13 protein-coding genes and 2 pseudogenes are annotated in these 15,517 nt (G+C 62.2%); 12 read left to right on the top strand and 3 right to left on the bottom strand.

Annotated elements, in window-relative coordinates:
* Together IC66_RS48390 and IC66_RS0121290 are read right to left on the bottom strand one after the other, a co-directional pair.
* Positions 1-116, bottom strand: a pseudogene (locus tag IC66_RS48390) (Crp/Fnr family transcriptional regulator); the annotation flags it as partial.
* 192 nt (positions 117-308) lie between these two features.
* Positions 309-602 (bottom strand): annotated as a pseudogene (locus tag IC66_RS0121290) (gamma-butyrobetaine hydroxylase-like domain-containing protein); the annotation flags it as partial.
* A 190-nt stretch (positions 603-792) separates the two neighbouring features.
* Here IC66_RS0121290 and IC66_RS0121285 point away from each other — a divergent pair.
* The 6 genes from IC66_RS0121285 (at position 793) to IC66_RS0121255 (ending at position 8,640) form a co-directional block, all read left to right on the top strand.
* On the top strand, positions 793-1,566 hold the full coding sequence (locus IC66_RS0121285; RefSeq protein WP_038948948.1) for a ferredoxin--NADP reductase: 774 nt from the start codon (positions 793-795) through the stop codon (positions 1,564-1,566).
* Positions 1,567-1,670: 104 nt separating this feature from the next.
* Positions 1,671-3,413 carry a fumarate reductase/succinate dehydrogenase flavoprotein subunit gene (locus tag IC66_RS0121280; RefSeq protein WP_038948947.1) on the top strand — a complete coding sequence of 581 codons (1,743 nt, stop codon included), beginning with the start codon at positions 1,671-1,673 and terminating at the stop codon, positions 3,411-3,413.
* Between the two features lie 32 nt (positions 3,414-3,445).
* Positions 3,446-3,679 carry a 4Fe-4S dicluster domain-containing protein gene (locus IC66_RS0121275; protein WP_007593252.1) on the top strand — a complete coding sequence of 78 codons (234 nt, stop codon included), beginning with the start codon at positions 3,446-3,448 and terminating at the stop codon, positions 3,677-3,679.
* Positions 3,680-3,681: 2 nt separating this feature from the next.
* Positions 3,682-4,659, top strand: a complete 978-nt coding sequence (locus IC66_RS0121270; protein WP_028143604.1) for a HEAT repeat domain-containing protein — start codon at positions 3,682-3,684, stop codon at positions 4,657-4,659.
* An 865-nt stretch (positions 4,660-5,524) separates the two neighbouring features.
* Positions 5,525-6,724 (top strand): ABC transporter substrate-binding protein, encoded by a 1,200-nt coding sequence (locus IC66_RS0121260; RefSeq protein WP_038948946.1) that lies wholly within the window; start codon positions 5,525-5,527, stop codon positions 6,722-6,724.
* Between the two features lie 113 nt (positions 6,725-6,837).
* Positions 6,838-8,640, top strand: a complete 1,803-nt coding sequence (locus IC66_RS0121255) for an AMP-binding protein (RefSeq protein ID WP_049806588.1) — start codon at positions 6,838-6,840, stop codon at positions 8,638-8,640.
* Between the two features lie 96 nt (positions 8,641-8,736).
* Here IC66_RS0121255 and IC66_RS0121250 read toward each other — a convergent pair whose 3' ends face one another.
* On the bottom strand, positions 8,737-9,249 hold the full coding sequence (locus IC66_RS0121250) for a winged helix-turn-helix transcriptional regulator (RefSeq protein ID WP_028143607.1): 513 nt from the start codon (positions 9,247-9,249) through the stop codon (positions 8,737-8,739).
* 235 nt (positions 9,250-9,484) lie between these two features.
* On the opposite strand from IC66_RS0121250, the gene IC66_RS0121245 reads away from it, so the two are divergent.
* Genes IC66_RS0121245 through IC66_RS0121220 form a run of 6 tightly spaced genes read left to right on the top strand, consistent with a single transcriptional unit; the run spans position 9,485 to position 15,476 of the window.
* Positions 9,485-10,114: a 2-hydroxychromene-2-carboxylate isomerase gene (locus IC66_RS0121245; RefSeq protein WP_028143608.1), complete on the top strand. Its 630-nt coding sequence runs from the start codon at positions 9,485-9,487 to the stop codon at positions 10,112-10,114.
* Positions 10,115-10,157: 43 nt separating this feature from the next.
* On the top strand, positions 10,158-10,895 hold the full coding sequence (locus IC66_RS0121240) for an SDR family oxidoreductase (protein WP_028143609.1): 738 nt from the start codon (positions 10,158-10,160) through the stop codon (positions 10,893-10,895).
* Positions 10,896-10,908: 13 nt separating this feature from the next.
* Complete coding sequence (locus IC66_RS0121235) at positions 10,909-12,090, top strand: acyl-CoA dehydrogenase family protein (protein ID WP_028143610.1); 1,182 nt, start codon at positions 10,909-10,911, stop codon at positions 12,088-12,090.
* 24 nt (positions 12,091-12,114) lie between these two features.
* Complete coding sequence (locus IC66_RS0121230; RefSeq protein ID WP_028143611.1) at positions 12,115-13,245, top strand: acyl-CoA dehydrogenase family protein; 1,131 nt, start codon at positions 12,115-12,117, stop codon at positions 13,243-13,245.
* Positions 13,246-13,260: 15 nt separating this feature from the next.
* Positions 13,261-14,448 carry an acetyl-CoA C-acyltransferase gene (locus IC66_RS0121225; protein ID WP_028143612.1) on the top strand — a complete coding sequence of 396 codons (1,188 nt, stop codon included), beginning with the start codon at positions 13,261-13,263 and terminating at the stop codon, positions 14,446-14,448.
* 23 nt (positions 14,449-14,471) lie between these two features.
* Positions 14,472-15,476 carry an NAD(P)H-dependent flavin oxidoreductase gene (locus IC66_RS0121220; protein WP_038948944.1) on the top strand — a complete coding sequence of 335 codons (1,005 nt, stop codon included), beginning with the start codon at positions 14,472-14,474 and terminating at the stop codon, positions 15,474-15,476.
* Positions 15,477-15,517: the final 41 nt, after the last annotated feature.

The following is a 15,517-nucleotide window of genomic DNA, read 5'->3' as shown; positions in this document are numbered from 1 at the left end:
GGCGGGGGCCCGCCGATCCATTGCTGGTTCTCGGTGAGCAGCAGCGAGGAGCTGCCTGCAGGCCGGACTGCCGGGGGAACAGCCCCGCGCACCGCATTCGCCGCCTGCAACATCATCTGCCTCCGGAACGTTCAAATCGTTCTAAAGAGGAGCAATGTCCGTGCCAGATGGGAAAGCGCAAACTTCCTGCGTCATTCCGGGATGCGCGCAAAGCGCGCAGGCCCGGAATCCATAGCCACGAGCGGGGGTTATGGATCCCGGGCTCGCCCTTCGGGCGCCCCGGAATGACGAGTGTGGATGCGGGTCAGGCGCCCCGCCAGGCTCAGCAAATACGTCTTCGGGTAAATCCCCCTGTTATGTCCGTCCGAGAACGAGATGTTCAGCCCATAGCCGAGATCGCCGATCTCGGTGATGGCGATGCCGGGAAAGTGTTCGGGGAAACGGCCGTCGAAGCGGGCGCGGATGCAGTGGGCGCATTTGCAGGAGAGGCGAAGTTTTTCGGCAGGGACGCTCAGCGCGTCGTCCAGCGTGGTGCGGACGAGGAGCATCGCCAGATCGGCGCTCGCTTCGTAGTCGGCCACGGTCGGTACTACCAAGGTCATGGTCATGACGTATCTCCGACCCTCTTCTACGGCGTTGCAGACGAGTGCGAATAGCAACTAGTTGCCAACGCCGGCCGCTCTCCGATCATCGCCCGCGAAATGTGAAACTAATCGACCGGGAGTTTCACTTCCGCGTTGCCGGATGCCCGTCTCTCCGAAACCTTGTGCGCGATCGAGGCACGGAGACGAGATGAGCGCATTTCAGAAAGAGACGGTTCTGTCGGTCCGGCACTGGACCGAGTCCCTGTTCAGCTTTACCGCGACGCGCGATCCCGGCTTTCGCTTCCAGAACGGCCAGTTCGCCATGATCGGGCTGGAGGTCGAGGGCAAGCCCTTGATGCGGGCCTACAGCATGGCGAGTGCCAATCACGAGGAAGCGCTCGAGTTCTTCTCGATCAAGGTGCAGGACGGTCCGCTGACCTCGCGCCTCCAGAAGATCAGCGAAGGCGACATCATCCTGGTCGGCCGCAAGGCGACGGGGACGTTGATCACCGGCAACCTCATTCCGGGAAAGCGCCTCCTGCTGCTTTCGACCGGCACGGGGCTCGCGCCGTTCGCCAGCCTGATCAAGGACCCCGACGTTTACGAGAACTACGAGACGATCGTGCTCGCCCATGGCTGCCGCCAAGTCTCTGAGCTCGCCTATGGCGAGCACGTGGTCGAAGGCCTCCGCAATCACGAATTCTTCGGACCGCTGATCCGCGACAAGCTCGTCTACTATCCGACGGTCACCCGAGAGCCGTTCAGGAATCGTGGCCGCATCACCGATCTGATCGCCTCGGGCCAGTTCTTCGACGATATCGGGCAGGGCAGCCTCGATATCGAGACCGACCGCATCATGCTCTGCGGCAGCCCGGCGATGCTGGAGGAACTGCCCGCAATGTTCTCCGCGCGTGGCTTCGTCGAGGGGAACCACAGCCAGCCCGGGCATTTCGTGATCGAAAAGGCGTTCGTCGAGCGCTGAGGGGCAAATCGCGTCCCGTCGACAACTAATTGCTATCGCCGCGACGCCCTCTGAACAAATCTGATGCAAAGGCGCCGGAAATGCCGGCGAACCAGGAGCAAGCGATGGCACTAGATCAGATCGTCGACGGATTTTCGGAGGTTTCCTGCGATGTGCTGGTCATCGGCGGCGGCACAGCCGGCCCGATGGCTGCACTGAAGGCGAAGCTGAAGAATCCGAAGGCCAATGTCGTCCTGCTCGAAAAGGCCAACGTCAAGCGCTCCGGCGCGATCTCGATGGGCATGGACGGCTTGAATAATGCCGTCATCCCCGGCTATGCGACACCGGAGCAGTACACCAAGGAAATCACCATCGCCAATGACGGCATCGTCGACCAGAAGGCGGTCTATAAGTACGCGCAGAACTGCTACGGCATCATCGAAGAGCTCGACAGCTTCGGCATCCGCTTCCTGAAGAACGAGAACGGCGACTACGCCGTCAAGAAGGTGCATCATATCGGCACCTACGTGCTGCCGATGCCGAACGGCGAGACAGTGAAAAAGGCGCTCTACCGCCAGCTCCGGCGCGCCCGAATCCTGATCTCCAATCGCTACATGGCGACGCGACTGCTCAAGTCGGCAGATGGGCGCATCGCTGGCGCGGTCAGCGTCAATACGCGTACCGCAGAGATGCTGGTGATCAAGGCCAAGGCCGTCATCCTGTGCATGGGCGCGGCCGGCCGCCTGGGTCTGCCGACCTCCGGCTACATGTTCGGAACCTACGAGAATGCTGCCAATTCCGGCGATGGCTATTCGATGGCCTACCACGCCGGCGCCGCGCTTGCGAACCTCGAATGCTACCAGATCAATCCGCTGATCAAGGATTACAACGGTCCCGCCTGCGCCTATGTCGCCGGTCCCTTCGGCGCCTTTACCGCCAACAACGAGGGATCGCGCTTTATCGAATGCGACTACTGGTCCGGACAGATGATGCTCGAATTCTACAACGAGCTGCTGTCGGGTAAGGGCCCGGTGTTCCTCCAGCTCAAGCATCTCCACCCGGATACGATCTCGGAAATCGAATCAACGCTGCACAAGGTGGAGCGGCCGACGCGTGGCCTGTTCCAGCAGGGACGCGGGGTCGATTACCGCAACGATTCGATCGAGATGCACATCTCCGAGATAGGCTTTTGCTCCGGCCATAGCGCCTCCGGCGTGTTCGTCGACGACAATGCGCGCACCACCGTGCCCGGCCTCTACGCCGCCGGCGACATGGCGAGCGTGCCGCACAATTACATGCTCGGCGCCTTCACCAACGGCGCGGTGGCCGGCATCGACGCGATGGAGTTCGCCGACAGCCACGACTTCGCGGAGTTCGATGCCGCCGACGTGGCCAGGGAGCGCGACCGCGTGATGGCGCCGACCAGGCGCGAGGACGGCATTCCGCCGAACCAGGTCGAGTACAAGACGCGGCGCCTGGTCAACGACTATCTCCAGCCGCCGAAGGTCACGCGCAAATACGAGCTCGGCATGCGCCGCCTCGCCGAGGCGCGGCAAGACATGCAGGAGCATATGATCGCACGTAACGCACACGAGCTGCTCCGCGCCCTTGAAGTGCAGTCGATCATGGACTGCGCCGACATGGCGGTACATGCCTCTTTGTATCGCGAGGAGAGCCGCTGGGGCCTCTATCACTGGCGCACGGATTTCCCGGAGAAGGACAACGAGAACTGGTTCTGCCACACCCTGCTGAGCAAACAGAACGGCAGGATGACCAGTGAGAAGCGCGCGGTCGAACCCTATGTCGTCCCGATCGCGGACGACGAGAAGGACCTCTACGACAAGCAGCGCATCCGCGCGACCGCCTGATCCATCGAACGACAAGCAACAGGAGATCTACGATGCCTCTCGCGTCCTATCAGACGTCGGTCCCGGTGGTCGTCGACGACGCCAAATGCATCGCCGACAAGGGCTGCACCGTCTGCGTCGACGTCTGCCCGCTCGACGTGCTCCGCATCAGCGACATGACCAACAAGGCCTACATGGCCTATGACGAGTGCTGGTACTGCATGCCCTGCGAGGCCGATTGCCCGACCGGCGCCGTCACCGTGAACATTCCCTATCTCTTGAGGTAGTCATGTCGAGTCCGTTCGAATCCTATGACGATCTCGAAGACGCCGACGAGCGGTTGCAAGCCGCAGATCCGGCCGAGCGGCGCGTCGCCATCATTGCGCTCGGCCATTCCGGCGATCCGGTTGCGGTCGCGCATCTCGCCAACATGGTGTCTGATCCCGACGCGGGCGTGCGCCAGCAGGTCGCGATGGCGCTCGGCGAGTTCGACGGGCGGGAAGCGGCGAATGCACTGGTCAAGCTGCTCGTCGATCCCGAGCGGATCGTGGCGTCGGCCGCAGCCGACAGTTTGGCCGAATTCAAGGATCCCGCTTGCGCCGAAATCATCCTGCCGCTGGTCAAGCATGCCCACGCCTTCGTCCGCATGGGCGCGCTGCGCGCGCTCAAGGAGTTGCGCCGCAAGGACACGCTGAAGCCTGCGCTGGAAGCGCTCCAGGATGGTGACGCGGCCGTCCGCGTGCAGGCGATCGGCGTCATCGGTTTCCTGAAGCTCGAAGAGTCGATCCCGGCGCTCACCGCGCTGATCCATGATCCCGACGCCCATGTGCGCCGCGCCGCGGTGAGCGCGCTCGCCTTCTCCCAGATGAAGCCTGCGGCCGAGACGATCACCCGCGCACTCAGGGATGCGGACTGGATGGTCCGGGAGATGGCAGCCGAGACGCTCGGGCTCAACGTCAACGGCTCGCTCGCCGCCGATCAGCTTATCGTCTCACTTGCCGACGGGTTTTGGCAGGTTCGGCTCAAGGCGATCCGCAGCCTCGGCAAGATGAAGGTCGAGCGCGCCCTGCGTCCGATCGGTAACTGCATCAACCATGAGCAGGCGAATTTGCGGAAGGAGGCGGCTGCCGCGCTCGGCGAGATCGCCGCCCCCGAAGGCGAGGCATACCTCGTGGTGATCGCCAACGATCCCGATCCTGACGTGCGCAAGAACGCGCGCTGGGCGCTACAGCAGATCGCCGCGCGAAAGGGGAAGGCGGGGCCGTAGGGCGGAAAGGGCCAGTACAGCCTTATTGTACCGTTGTGCCAGGTGGCGACCTTCATGTCTTGCTCTCGCGCAACGCGGCTTTCAGAACCTTGCCGTTTGCATTGCGCGGTGGCGGTGTCATGCGCAGTGAGACTGTTTCCGGCACCTTGTAGTCTGACAATCGCTCCGCGCAGCGCGGATTGGCGAGCGACCCCATCTTGGAATCAGGGTCGCTGCCGTCCGACCTTGAACGTCTTGGCGCCATCCACGAACTTGGACCCGTAGCGTCCGTGTCGCGAGATCACGGGCGGCGTCGCCTGCGCCCGGAACGTCTTGAAGACCCTGGAATTCTCCCCTCTCAGTGAAGCGTGCTCCCGCTTTGACGTTCCTTTGTCTATGGCCTGAGCCCTTCAATCGAGCGCCGCGCATCTAAGCGGATCGCTGGCCTGCTGGCCGGGCGTGTTGCAGCGCAGCCCTCGGTGCCATTTTACGGTTCACCTCCGATCATCTCGTAAGTTCAAGAACAGAATGAACTGGTCTTGTATTGTGACGCGCGATATCCGGGGCCGAAAGGGGCGTCTCCGCGCCTGGAATCGGTATCAGCCGCTACCCGTGCCGCTGTCGAATTATGAGTACAACTCTTCGCAAGATCGCAAGCGCTTCGTCCTTTGTCAGGGGTGTTGCATCTAAGCGCTTGACGAGTTCAAAAAAAGAACTGTAGGTTCGAGGAATGAGGCGGCCGATCCAAGAGCCGCAACGGTTGACGCGCTTGGCCATCGACGCTTGGCGAGCCGCTCGATCTCGCACGGCATGACGCCTGGCGAGTCGTAGAGACGCATAAGAATTGAACGGCGCACCCGAAGAGTGCGCATCAGGGAGGATGCCGATGTTGCCGAGATGGAAGAGTCTTGCCGTTCTGCTCGTGCTGTTGGGCAGCCCGGCATTCGCGGCCGACGAGCCCGGGGTTACGGCGACGGAAATCAAGATTGGCGGGGTGTTTCCGTTCAGCGGACCGGCTTCATCGATCGGTCTCGTGGGCAAGGGGCTGATCGCCTACATTCAGTCCCTGAATGATCGCGGCGGCATCAGCGGGCGCAAGATCAATTACGTCGCCTATGACGATGCCTATAGCCCGCCCAAGGCGGTGGAGCAGGTTCGCAAGCTCGTTGAGAGCGATGAAGTTGCATTCATGTTCGGCCAGCTCGGCACTCCCGCCATTTCGGCAACGTCAAAATACCTGAAGTCGAAAGGGGTGCCCAGCATCGCGATCGTCAGCGGATCGTCCAAGTTCACTGACGTCGCCAGTTACCCGCTGATCACGACAGGTCTCGTCAGCTACGATACCGAGGGAAAGATCTACGCAAAATACCTCACGAAGGCTCTGCCGAACGCCAAATATGCGATCCTCTACCAGAATGACGACCTCGGAAAAGACTACGTCAACGCCTTCAAGGCGTTTCTCGGTAAGGACTACGATCGCAGGGTCGTCACCGCGTCCTATGAGGTCACTGAACCGACCGTCGATTCGCAGATCACCAACCTGAAGAGCTCCGGTGCGGATGCCCTGATGATCGCGGGCACGCCGAAATTCGCTGCGCAGGCGATCCGGCAGGCCTCTTTGATCGGCTGGAAGGCGACCGTCATCATCAACTTTCCGTCCGGCTCGGTTGGAGGCACGCTCACGCCGGCCGGCCTCGACAAGTCGACTGGCGTGATCGTCGGCACCATCAACAAGGATGTCGTGGATCCGAAGTGGAAAGATGATCCCGGCATGCAGGCCTATCGGGCGTTTATCGACAAATATCTGCCCGGCGTCGATATCACCAACGGCAGCTATCTCACCGGTTATCAGCAGGGCATCCTGCTGGAACAGATCTTGAAACAATGCGGCGATGACCTGTCCCGCAAGAACATCCTGGCGCAGGCCAAGAACCTCCGGGACTTCGTCGTCCCGACCGCACTGCCGGGCATCAAGATCAACACCAGCGAAACCGAGAACATGATCTGGACGCAGATGCGCCTGCAGCGATGGACCGGCTCGACTTGGGAAGCCTTCGGAGAAGTGCTGGACGCCAGGTCCGAATGAGCACGTAACAGGCGAGAGGCGAGCGGCATTGACGACGTGCCGGCGCCGGCGTCCTGCGCGACACGAGCGCAACGGCTGCGATCGCCATTCCGGTACTTCAGGAGATCAATTCGATGTCGACGAAGGCACTGACGTTTGCGCCGCGCGAGGTTTCAATCGAGCGCCGACCAGATGGTGCGCTCATATTGAGCTCACCCCTCGAGTGGAAGCCGTGTGACTGGCGTATCACGGACTTTCTGCCGAGCTGGGCAAGCACCACCCCGGACCGGATATTCCTCGCGCAGCGCAATGCGAAGGGTGGGTGGGACGAGATCACCTACAGCGAGGCATGGTCTCAGGTCCAGGCGGTAGGCCAAAGTCTGCTTGATCAGGGCGCAAAGCCAGCGGACAGGCTGGCCATCCTCTCCGGAAACTCGATCGAGAACGCCGTGGTTTCGTTTGCGGCGATGTCTATCGGCGTCATCCTGGCCTCGATATCGCCAAACTACACGCTGATGCCCGGTGGACTTGCTCGTCTCAAGGACATCGCCGAAGTGCTGCGCCCGAGCTTCGTGTTCGTCCAAAGCGGACGTGAGTTTTCCGCAGGCCGTACCATTCCGGAATTGGCGGCCGCGACCTGGATCAGTGTCGATGGCGCGCCGGACACGGTGCCCTTCCGTACCCTCATAGCCAAAACCGCGTGCGACGGATTTGCCGAGGCATCTCGTGCGGTCTCGTGCGACGCGGTCGCCAAGATACTCTTCACGTCGGGTTCGACAGGCTTTCCGAAAGGCGTGCTCAACACCCACCGCATGATGGCAAGCTCCCTGCAAATGGGTAGCCAGCTCGTGTCTCCTCCGGCTGCGCCAGTCCAGGTGGAGTGGCTGCCTTGGCACCACACGATGGGCAGCAACGTCATTCTTCACGGCATCCTCAAGAACGGCGGGACGCTCTATATCGACGACGGCCGTCCGCTGCCGCAGCTCTTTCATAAGACTGTCGCCAATCTCAAGGAAGTGTCGCCGACCGCCATGTTCAACGTGCCTGCCGGCTATAACCTGCTGTGTGACGCGGTCGAGAAGGATCTCGATCTGGGCGCCAGTGTCTTCAAGCGGATGGACCGAATGAGTTATGCCGGCGCTGCAATTTCAAAGGACACGCTGGAGAAGCTCTATCGCTTGACACTCTCGGTGACCGGCCGGCGAATTCCGGTCATGTCGGGTTACGGTACGACCGAAACCGCCCCGACCATCAGTACGACCCATTGGGCGACAGATCGACCCGGCGAGATCGGTCTTCCCGCGCCGGGACTGCGGCTCAAGCTCATTCCGGTCTCGGATACTTACGAGGTCAGGGTCAAGGGACCCAACGTCACGCCGGGTTATCTCGGGCGGCCGGATTTGACGGAAATGGCCTTCGACGAGGAAGGCTTCTATCGCATCGGCGATACTGTCTCGTTTCTGGATCCGCAGAAGCCTGAGCTCGGGCTGCGCTTTACCGGACGAATTTCCGAGAACTTCAAGCTTGCGAATGGGACCTGGGTCTCGATCGGCAATATGCGCGCGGCAATCCTGGCCGCAACGCGCGGTGTCTTGCTCGACATGGTGGTCGCGGGCGAAAATCGTGAGGCGTGCGCGCTGCTCTGCTGGTTGAATCCCACGGAGGCCGCACGGATCTCGAAAACTCCGGGTGCGGATTTGACCTCGGATCCCGCCGTGGTCGGGTTCCTGCTGGATCGCTTTCGGGACTACAATGAGACCGTCGGAAGCAGCGAACGGATCTGCTCCTTCGTTCTGCTGAAAGACCCGCCATCAATGGCGGCAGGCGAGATCACCGACAAGGCCTATGTCAACCAACGCGCGGTGCTGAAAGTTCGATCCGAACAGGTTGAGCGTCTCTACACCCACGAAGCTGGCGCCGATGTGATCCGGGTCTGAGAGCGAGCCTGTCCCGTGCGGTCGTTACTCACTCCCTTGCCGCCAGATCGCATCTGGCGGCACCTCCGGCCGCGGGAGGCCTTCGATGCGCGAGCCTCAGGCGGCCCGCGAGCGTGCCTTTGTTTTCGAGGTCGTCGGCGCCGCTGCCGCCGGCGCGCTGCGAGCACCCGGCCCGGGATGAGTATGAACCTCCTTGGCCGACAGCGGCTCGCCGCATTCGGAGCACACCATGACCGGATCGAAATCTTTTCCGCACTTGCGATGCTGGTGCAGCAAGGGGCGGCCGCGCTCGTCGACCATGTGAATATCGCCCCAATGCACGATTGCCATCATGATCGGATACAGATCGAGCCCCTTCTGGGTCAGGATATATTCGTGCCGCTTGGGGGATTCCTGGTAGGGAATGCGGCGCAGGATGCCCTGCCGAACCAACTTCTTCAGACGTTCGGCAAGCAAATGCCGCGTGATTCCGAGTGCCGACTGAAATCCCTCGAAGCGGCGCGTGCGCAGAAAACACTCGCGCAGGATCAGAAGAGTCCAGCGATCGCCGATCACGCCGATAGTTCGGGCCATCGAGCACGGCTCTTCCTCGAGTTCCTTCCACTTCATCCACACACTCCAGTCGCCGCCGCGGCACGGACCTCGTCTCGAATCGTTGCAGAGGCCGGCGCGGATTTGCCATTCTAGATAGGTACTAAACTCCAAACAATACCCTTCCAGACTAGACCAAATCAGCAGATTGCGGGAGCATTTGACAGTTCTATTTTAGAACTGTATGTTTGAGGAAAGTCAGGCCGGCGACCGGATCGCCAGTGCAAGCACATGTTCCGCGGGAGGAGTCGAGATGACCTTGAAGATTGAATTCCAATTCGATTTCGGCAGCCCGAACGCTTATCTGGCCGAGGTGGCGATTCCGGGTATCGAGCAGCGCACGGGTGCGAAATTCGATTATGTTCCGGTCTTGCTTGGCGGCATCTACAAGGCGACGGGCAACATGTCGCCGTTCGACTCGCTTCGTGGGATCAAGAACAAGCCGGAATATCAGGCGCTTGAGACCCAGCGGTTTATCCGCCGCCACAACGTCACGAAATTCCGCCAGAATCCCTTCTTTCCCGTCAACACGCTGATGCTGATGCGGGGCGCCGTGGCAGCCCAGTTCGAGGGCGTGTTCGAGTCCTATTTTCGCGCGGCCTATCACCATATGTGGGAGGAGCCGAAGAAGATGGACGACGTCGAAATCTTCCGGAACGCGTTCATGGCTTCGGGGCTCGATATCGACAGATTGATCGCTCGCGCCCAGCAGGACGACGTCAAGAAGAGGTTGATTGATCTGACCAGCGATGCCGTCAGCCGAGGCGCGTTCGGGTCGCCAACCTTCTTCGTCGGCAAGGAGATGTTCTTCGGCAAGGATCAGCTTCGTGACGTCGAGGAGTCCATCCTCGAGCAAACGAGGCCAGTCGCAAGGACGGCATAGAGCCGTCGAGCTAACGAAGTTCAATCCAACCGGGAGACGATCCATGCAAAAGAGAAATGCAACCGTCGCAGTGATCGGTGCCGGCGACTATATCGGCGGCGAGATCGCCAAGAAGTTCGCCTCGGAGGGCTTCATGGTGTTCGCCGGGCGCCGGAACGGGGCCAAGCTCGAGCCGCTCGTCAAGGAGATCGAGGCCGCCGGAGGCGAAATCCATGCATGCTCGCTGGATGCCCGCAAGGAGGAGGAGGTCATCTCCTTCCTCGCCGATGCCGACAAGCATGCGCCGCTCGAGGTCTGCATCTTCAACATCGGCGCCAACGTCAACTTTCCGATCCTCGATACGACCGAGCGGGTCTTCCGCAAGGTCTGGGAGATGGCCTGCTATTCCGGCTTTCTCGCCGGCCGCGAGGCCGCGCGGCTGATGCTGCCTCGCGGCGGCGGCAAGATCTTCTTCACCGGCGCGACAGCGTCGCTCCGCGGCGGCAGCGGTTATGCCGCCTTTGCCAGCGCGAAGTTCGGCCTGCGGGCGGTGGCCCAGGCGATGGCGCGCGAGCTCGGCCCCAAGAACATTCACGTCGCGCATCTCATCATCGATTCCGGCGTCGATACGGAATGGGTGCGGCAGCGCCGGCTCGAGGCACTCGGTCCGAATGCGCTCGACGATCCCGATCTCTTGATGCCGCCGTCGTCCGTCGCTGCGTCCTATTGGCAGCTTTATCAGCAGCCGAAGAGCGCGTGGACATTCGAGCTGGAAATCCGTCCCTTCGGCGAGAAGTGGTAAGGAGGCCCTTACGATGGAGCTTGCGCTGTCTGCCGATGACGAGGCTTTCCGCGATGAAGTGCGCGCCTTCATCGCGGACAATTATCCGGCGGAGATGCGCGTGCCCAATCCGGAGACCGACCTGACCAAGGAGCAGTCACTGCTCTGGCACCGGATCCTCCACAAGAAGGGCTGGATCGCGCCGCTGTGGCCCAAGGAGTATGGCGGGCCGGGCTGGACGGTCACACAGCGGTTCATCTTTGAGCAGGAAACCTCCCGGGCGGGAACGCTGCCGCCGCTTGCCTTTAGCGTGACCATGGTCGGGCCGGTGATCTACACGTTCGGCAACGAGGCGCAGAAGAAGAAGTTTCTGCCGCGAATTCTCTCCGGAGAGGATTGGTGGTGCCAGGGCTATTCGGAGCCGGGCTCCGGCTCGGACCTTGCGACCGTCAGAACCAAGGCGGTGCGCGAGGGCGACCACTACGTCGTCAACGGGCACAAGACCTGGACCACGCTGGCCCAGCACGCCGACTGGATCTTCTGCCTGGTGCGAACTGATCCGAATGCGAAGCCGCAATCGGGAATCTCCTTCCTGCTGATCGACATGAAGTCGCCCGGCGTCACCGTTCGGCCGATCATCACGATCGACGGCAGTCACGAGGTCAACGACGTCTTTCTCGAGGACGTCCGCGTGCCCGTCGACAACCTGGTCGGCGAGGAGAACAAGGGCTGGACGTACGCCAAGTTCCTGCTCGGCAACGAGCGCACCAGCATGGCGGGCATCGGCCGGTCCACCCGCTATCTCCGGAAGCTGAAGCAGATCGTGAAGGCCGAGATACCGGCCGACGATCCGGCGCATCTGGGATTTCTACGCGACATCGCCCGCGTCGAGCTCGACGTGCTGGCGCTGGAGGCGACCGAACTACGCGTGGTTGCCCAGATGGCGCGTGGTATCGATCCCGGTCCGGCGGCGTCGCTGTTCAAGATCCGCGGCACCGAGATCTTCCAGGACATCACCGAGCTCACGCACCGCGCGATCGGCAATTATGGTCTTGCCATCCGCGAGCATCCGGTCAGTGACAACCACTTCATGCCGGGTCCGGACTACGGCCACACCGCGTCCGAGAAATATCTGAACGCGCGCAAGCTCAGCATCTACGGCGGATCCAACGAGATCCAGCGAAACATCATCGCCAAAGCCGTGCTCGGGCTCTAAGCCACGGCGGATCGGGAGGACCGGATGGATATTCAGTTCACGGAAGAGCAGGAATTACTGCGATCCAGCGTTCAGCGCCTTCTGCGCGACCAGTATGATTTCGAGGCGCGGCGCAAGATCGTGGCGAGCGAGGAGGGGTTCAGCCGGACGCGGTGGAGGGCCTTCGCCGAGCTCGGCCTGCTCGCTGCACCGTTTTCCGAAGATGCCGGCGGCCTCGGCGGCGGTCCGTTGTCGACCATGATCGTCATGCAGGAGTTCGGCCGTCACCTCGTCGTCGAGCCTTTCGTCGAAACGGTGGTGCTTGCTGGCGGCCTGATCGAGCAGCTTGGCACGTCCGAGCAGAAGCAGGCATTCATCCCAGGCATCATCGACGGCTCCAGGATCTGGGCGCTGGCCTGGACCGAGAGGGCCTCCCGGTTCGATTTCGCCAATATCGCGACCAAGGCGCGGCGCGAGGGAGACGACTACGTTCTGAGCGGCGAGAAGACCATGGTGATGGCAGCGCCTTGGGCGGATCATCTGATCGTTTCGGCCCGGACCGCCGGCGACAATCGCGACCGCGGCGGCGTCAGCCTGTTCGTGGTCGACCGCCATGCCGCGGGCGTCAATCTCCAGAGCTTCAAGACGATCGACGGACGCCGCGCCGCCGAGATCAGCTTGCGCGAGGTCCGCGGGCAATTGCTGGGAGCAGAAGGCGAGGGCGTTGCCGCGCTGGAAACCTGTCGTGACCGCGCGATCGGCGCGCTCTGCGCCGAGGTCGTCGGCGCGATCGGCGAGCTGAATGCCGCAACGCTGGACTATTCAAAGACCCGCAAGCAGTTCGGCACCGCCATCGGCTCCTTTCAGGTGTTGCAGCATCGCATGGTCGACATGTTCATTGCCCATCAGGAGGCGCTCTCCCTGATGCAGCATCTCAATCTCAGCCTCGACGCCGGTGATTCAGGCCTGTCGCGGCTCGCCTCCGGGGCCAAGTCGAAGATTGGCTATGCCGGGAAGTTCGTAGCCGACCAGGCGGTGCAGCTTCACGGCGGCATGGGAATGACCGACGAGCTGAACGTCGGACACTATTTCAAGCGAATCTCCTCCATCAACATCCAGTTCGGCGATCCCGCGTTCCACGTGCTGCGCTACGCGCAGCTGGATGCGGCCGCGTAAAGAGAAGAGGCCAGCATGACGACTGAAGCAGTCATCGTTTCCACCGCACGCACGGCCGTCGGCAAGGCCTATCGTGGCGCGCTCAACAACACGGACGGCCCGACCATGGCCGGGCATGTGATGGCCGAAGCCGTGAAGCGCGCCGGCATCGCGCCGGGCGAGGTGGAAGACGTGGTGATGGGCTGCGCGATGCAGCAAGGCACCATGGTGATGAACGTGGCGCGCAAGGGCGCGATCCGCGCTGGCCTGCCCGTGACGGTGGCCGGCACCACGATCGACCGGCAATGCGCGTCCGGCCTGCAGGCCATCGCCGTTGCCGCGCGCTCGGTGATGCTGGACGGGGTCGAGGTCGCCATCGGCGGCGGGATCGAGTCGATCAGCCTCGTGCAGAACGAGCACATGAACAAATTCCACGCCGTCGACGACGAGCTGATGGCGATGAAGCCCGAAATGTACATGTCGATGCTCGATACGGCGGAGGTCGTCGCCGAGCGGTACACGATCGGCCGCGACAAGCAGGACGAGTACAGCCTCGAATGCCAGCGCCGCGTCGGCGCCGCTCTGCAAGCCGGCCGCTTCAGCGATGAAATCGTGCCGTTCACGACCAGGATGGCGCTCGTCAACAAGGACACCAAGGAGGTCACCTACGAACAGGTGACGCTCACGAAAGACGAGGGCCCGCGTCCGGAAACCACGGCCGAGGGCCTTGCCAAGATCAAGCCGGTGTTCGAGGGCAAGACCATCAGCGCGGGCAATGCCAGCCAGCTCTCGGACGGTGCTTCAGCCTGTGTGGTCACGAGCGGAAAGTTTGCAGCCAGCAAGGGGCTGAAGCCGCTCGGTATCTTCCGCGGATTCGTCGCCGCCGGCGTCGAGCCGGACGAGATGGGCGTCGGCCCGGTCGCCGCGATCCCGCGTCTGCTCAAGCGCCACGGTTTGAGGATCGACGACATCGATCTCTGGGAGCTCAACGAGGCGTATGCGGTGCAGGTGATCTATTGCCGCGACAAGCTCGGCATCGATCCGGACAAGCTCAACGTCAACGGCGGCTCGATCGCGATCGGCCACCCCTATGGCATGACCGGCTCGCGGCTCACCGGCCACCTCCTGATCGAGGGACGGCGGCGCAAGGCGAAATACGGCGTGGTGACCATGTGCATCGGTGGTGGCATGGGCGCCGCGGGCTTGTTTGAAATCATCCACTGAGCGGAAACGCGGGGAGATCATTCGTGAAGACAGCGATCACTGAACTGTTTGGTATCGAGCATCCGATCATCCAGGGTGGAATGCATTATGTCGGCTTCGCCGAAATGGCGGCCGCGGTATCCAACGCCGGCGGGCTCGGCTTGATCACCGGCCTCACCCAGCGGACGCCGGAGCTGCTTGCCAAGGAGATCGCGCGCTGCCGGGACATGACGGACAAGCCGTTCGGCGTGAACCTGACCTTCCTGCCGACCTTCAGCGCCCCGCCTTATCCGGAGTATATCGCTGCCATCAGGGAGGGCGGCGTCAGGATCGTCGAGACGGCCGGACGTAGCCCTGAACAATACATGCCGGCCCTGAAGGCGGGCGGCATCAAGGTGATCCACAAATGCACCTCGGTCCGGCATTCGTTGAAGGCCGAACAGATCGGCTGCGATGCCGTCAGCGTCGACGGCTTCGAGTGCGGCGGCCATCCGGGCGAGGATGACATGCCCAACATGATCCTGCTGCCGCGTGCGGCCGATGAACTGAAGATCCCGTTCGTGGCGTCCGGCGGCATGGCCGACGCGCGCAGCCTGGTTGCGGCGCTTGCGATGGGAGCGGCGGGAATGAACATGGGTACGCGGTTCATCGCCACCAAGGAAGCGCCGGTGCACGAGAACGTCAAGAAGGCGCTGGTCGCGGCGTCCGAGCTCGACACCAGGCTCGTCATGCGCGCGCTCCGCAACACCGAGCGGGTCCTGAACAACAAGGGCGTCGAGCATCTGCTCGAGGTCGAGCGCGAGAAGGGCAAGAACCTCAAGATCGACGACATCCATGATCAGGTAGCGGGCGTCTATCCCAGGGTGATGATCGACGGTGATATGGACGCGGGCGCCTGGAGCTGCGGCATGGTCGTCGGACTCATTCACGATATTCCGACCGTGAAGGAGTTGATCGACCGCATCATGGCGGACGCCGAGCGATTGATCAGGGGCAGGCTGACGGGATTCCTTGATGCCGACAGTGGGGCCAATCTCAAGGTCGCGTGAAGCCACGGCTTGCGACCCGCGCTGCAGACGACATTTCGTCG

It is taken from the genome of Bradyrhizobium genomosp. III (genome assembly GCF_000261705.1).
GTDB lineage: Bacteria > Pseudomonadota > Alphaproteobacteria > Rhizobiales > Xanthobacteraceae > Bradyrhizobium > Bradyrhizobium ottawaense.
This window is presented reverse-complemented; position numbering and strand designations above follow the sequence as displayed.